The sequence below is a fragment of the bacterium genome, from assembly GCA_023230585.1.
Classification (GTDB): Bacteria; Ratteibacteria; UBA8468; order B48-G9; family JAFGKM01; genus JALNXB01.
Genome location: JALNXB010000103.1, coordinates 1 through 3603 on the forward strand (window position 1 = coordinate 1; position 3603 = coordinate 3603).

General features: G+C 36.7%; 4 protein-coding genes. All 4 read right to left on the reverse strand.

Annotated features, from left to right (window positions below):
• A partial coding sequence (locus M0P98_09345; protein MCK9267050.1) for a type I restriction endonuclease occupies positions 1-1134 on the reverse strand: 1134 nt, incomplete at its 3' end.
• Positions 1127-2320, reverse strand: a complete 1194-nt coding sequence (locus M0P98_09350; protein MCK9267051.1) for a DUF3800 domain-containing protein — start codon at positions 2318-2320, stop codon at positions 1127-1129. The genes M0P98_09350 and M0P98_09345, both read right to left, overlap by 8 nt.
• Positions 2321-2330: 10 nt before the next feature.
• On the reverse strand, positions 2331-3500 hold the full coding sequence (locus tag M0P98_09355) for a hypothetical protein (protein MCK9267052.1): 1170 nt from the start codon (positions 3498-3500) through the stop codon (positions 2331-2333).
• On the reverse strand, positions 3497-3603 hold a 107-nt coding region (locus M0P98_09360), incomplete at its 5' end, for a DUF2188 domain-containing protein (protein MCK9267053.1). The genes M0P98_09355 and M0P98_09360, both read right to left, overlap by 4 nt.

Here is a 3603-nt window from a genome sequence, read left to right on the forward strand (position 1 = left end):
CCCCAACTGCTTGTCAAGATCGTCACGGTCCGTGACCAGGACCATCCGGGGATCCCGCACGTCCGGATCCAGGGCAAGGTTGCGGGCCAGCATGATCATGGTGAGGGATTTTCCGGAACCCTGGGTGTGCCAGATGATACCGCCCTGTCGGCGTCCCTCATTGTCGATCATTTTTACGCGATCCAGGGTGGATTTTACCACAAAATATTGCTGATAGCGGGCGATCTTCTTTTCGCCGTTATCAAACACCGTGAATTTCCATGTCAGTTCCAGCAAGCGTTCGGGACGGCAAAGGGAGAACAAGGCGATATCCTGATCCGTGATCCTGCGATTTTCCCGGGGTGTCGGCTGTTTTATCTCCAGAGCGTCTTCGATCTTGCGCCGGACGTCTTCGGGCAGCGCTTCATTGACGTATGCTTGCAGACGTTCGTGGTTTTGGCTGCCCGACGCCATGCCGGTTTCTTTCCATACGGCCCAGAATTTTTCCTTTGAACCGACGGTGGCATAACGGTGGGTGTTCTTATTGACCCCCATCACCAGCTGGGCAAAGACGAACAGGCGGGGAATATAATCGTCGCCCTGGTTGCGGATGGACTGGGATACGGCCTGCGCGATATCCGCTTTGGGAGATTTGCACTCAATGACCGCAAAAGGGATACCGTTCACGAACAGCACGATATCCGGGCGCGCCGTTTCCATGCTGCGGTTGCGCTCCACACTGTATTCCACCGCCGCGTGAAAGGCATTCCGTTCCGGATGATCCCAGTCGACATAGTTCAGGGTAAAGCTCCGGCTGTCTCCGTCAAAACTCTGGTCCAGGGCTGTTCCCAGGGTCAGCAGATCGTAGATGTTCTCATTTGTCTTTAAAAGGCCGTCATATTTTACGCCCTTGAGCTTCTGAATGGCGGATTGAATGTTCTCTTCGCTGAAACGGTAGTGATTGTTTTTATAACTGATACGGTTGATCCGTTTCAATTGCTCGCCGAGGATGCCCTCCAGCAGTACCTGGGAATATTTATCCTGCCGCTGGCGCAAAGCCTCCGACGGGGAGATAAAGGTGTAGCCCATGGCAACCAACAGTTCCACTGCCGGCAGTTGGGAGAGATGTTTTTCGTTGATGATGAAATTAGTCATTAGTTTTTTCTATATATTGTTTTATTGAATTTGTTTTATAACAATTTAAGAGTTCGTTTAATTGCTGATATGACGGATCTGCAAATATATCATACTTATTTTGCAAATAACTCTTTACGGTTTCATCAGCTTTTTTTAGACGCCAAAGCATAGGCTCAATAACTGTTTTGTTATGATCAAGATAACCTTTAATTTCATCAAGGGTTAATGCAATATAATAACCATTATGACTTCCCGATATAATGATACCAGAGTCACGTATTTTGCCAATAATTGATGAAGAAAATGTTTGTCGCTCAATTTTAAATCCTTCAGCCTTTAGTCGCATAATTAGAGTATCAGCTGTAATCGCTTTGTTGGTTTGTATGAATTCTTGAGTAAATATTAAATAACTTACAACCCTTGATTGCATAACTTCTTCTTCTATACCGGAATCTTCATATGTTTCAATAAATTTAATGGCTTTATTTAAAGCACATTTTTTGTAGTATTTATTATAATCTTCTTCATATTCAGGGATGGTGTCAGATTTGGGAATAATATTTAATGGCCAGCATTGAATTCCGATTTCTTTGTTTTTTAATAATTCCCAGAATTTACTCGCATAACTCAAATCTTTATTTTCATCAAAGCAATATGTTAATGAACCTGCCACTAAATCTGCTAATTGAATCAGAGGTTCATCTTTGCTATTTTTCATTTTATATGATACTTGAGTGAACAAATCTGGGAATTTTCTATCATTAAAATATTTTTGGACACTATTGATATATTCTTCAGAACCCATTTCATCAGCAATGATATTTATATTGTAATTGTCTGAAACAATTTTATTGTAAAGTAATCTACTGATATATTTGTAATATGTTTTTTTGTATTTTAAGCCTGAATCTTTATAAATATTATTTTTATTAACGATCAGGGCAAAATATGTAAACGGGATGTCTTGAATTGTTTCTAAAAATAGCTTGCGACGAGTATGGTTTGTACCGACTTTATTACTTTTTATTTCGCTTCCATTGTTGAGTTTTTCAGAAAGTGATTTCATTTTTTCTTCAGCAATAGATACATTTTTTTGCTCTATTAAAATCGCGACACAAATATATAAATATGAAGTACCTTGTTTGTCGAATTCTAAAACATTTGTGCCTGATTCATCAATGTAAGCATTTAACCATGGGTACATATGTTGTCTCTTATTTCTTCACCATCAAATACTGATATCTCACACTTTTTTTCCCGTCAAATTCAATACCTACACTAATGACAGTATTTAATTCGGGATGCTTTTTTGCATAGTCAAGAGTATAGTCCCCCAGACAAAGAAAAATATCTTTTCTGGATTTACCTTTATTAGGTATATAATAATGATAAGCCGTTTTCCTTGATTTGCTTGTTAATGTTAGGTCTTTTTCTTCTTTATAACCTTCAGCTTCTGCTTCATGAATTAAACTCATAATTTTTTGACCATGTAAAATCCTTACTAATCTACCGGTTTTAGCCAATTCGTGAGCTATTTGATAATACAATTTTGGATTAATGATATTTTCAACATTTTGTATAGAAATTTCATTATAAAGATTAGAATCAAAATTATGACAATGATCAATTATACCATCAATAATTTTACTATACTTGTAATCTTCTGAAATAATACCTGCGAATCGTTTTTGGTAATATTCTTGTTGAATGAACAAGTACACATCTTCATTATCTTTTTTGGATTCACCGATGAATTGACGATATTGTTCTGTGAGTTTAGAAAAATGGTTTGCGGCTATATCTAGAAAATCATCTTCATTATGCAATAATATGTTATTTGCAGTAAGAAACATATGCCTCATATCATAATAATGTAAAACTTCTTCAGCCGTATCAAAAATACTACAAACTCGGTTAAAATCTTTAAGTGACATAATTTGAAGAGAATGATTGTGTTTTTCGTAAAATTCCTTTGTATAACCCGATATATCAATCTGGTGTTTATCCGGTTGGTCAATTAATACCAGACCATATATATATTTATAATCCTCAATATTAAAATCAAAATTGCCTCTACGAGTATCTTTAATTATTATTACTTTTTTTCGTTTTAAATAGTTTATCGATCCACTTAATTGATTAACAGCATCTCTTAAATTAGACGGAAGCCATAATCTTGGATCTCTATCTGTTTTTTGAGATTTAACTTGAACTATCAATAGAACATCATCAAAACCTATTAAAACATCTGTTATTTCATGTTCATATTTATTGTCCTTTCGGGGACTCCTAAAAGTAAAATCAGCAAAAAAAGTCTGATTAAAAATCTCTTCTGTTTGATCTTCTGATTTTATCCCGTGTTCACCGGTAATTTCTACTGTCATTTTTTATCCTTTGGAGGACATAGATCTTTCCCATGGCTATCGGTATTGGCAATTTTACCATCCAAATTATGTATTCTTAATTCAGTTCCTTGATTTCTGCTGA

Excerpts from the sequence above, each read along its gene's own strand:
- M0P98_09355 (MCK9267052.1), bottom strand. The coding sequence starts at position 3,500 with ATGACAGTAGAAATTACCGGTGAACACGGGATAAAATCAGAAGATCAA.
- M0P98_09350 (MCK9267051.1), bottom strand. The coding sequence starts at position 2,320 with ATGTACCCATGGTTAAATGCTTACATTGATGAATCAGGCACAAATGTT.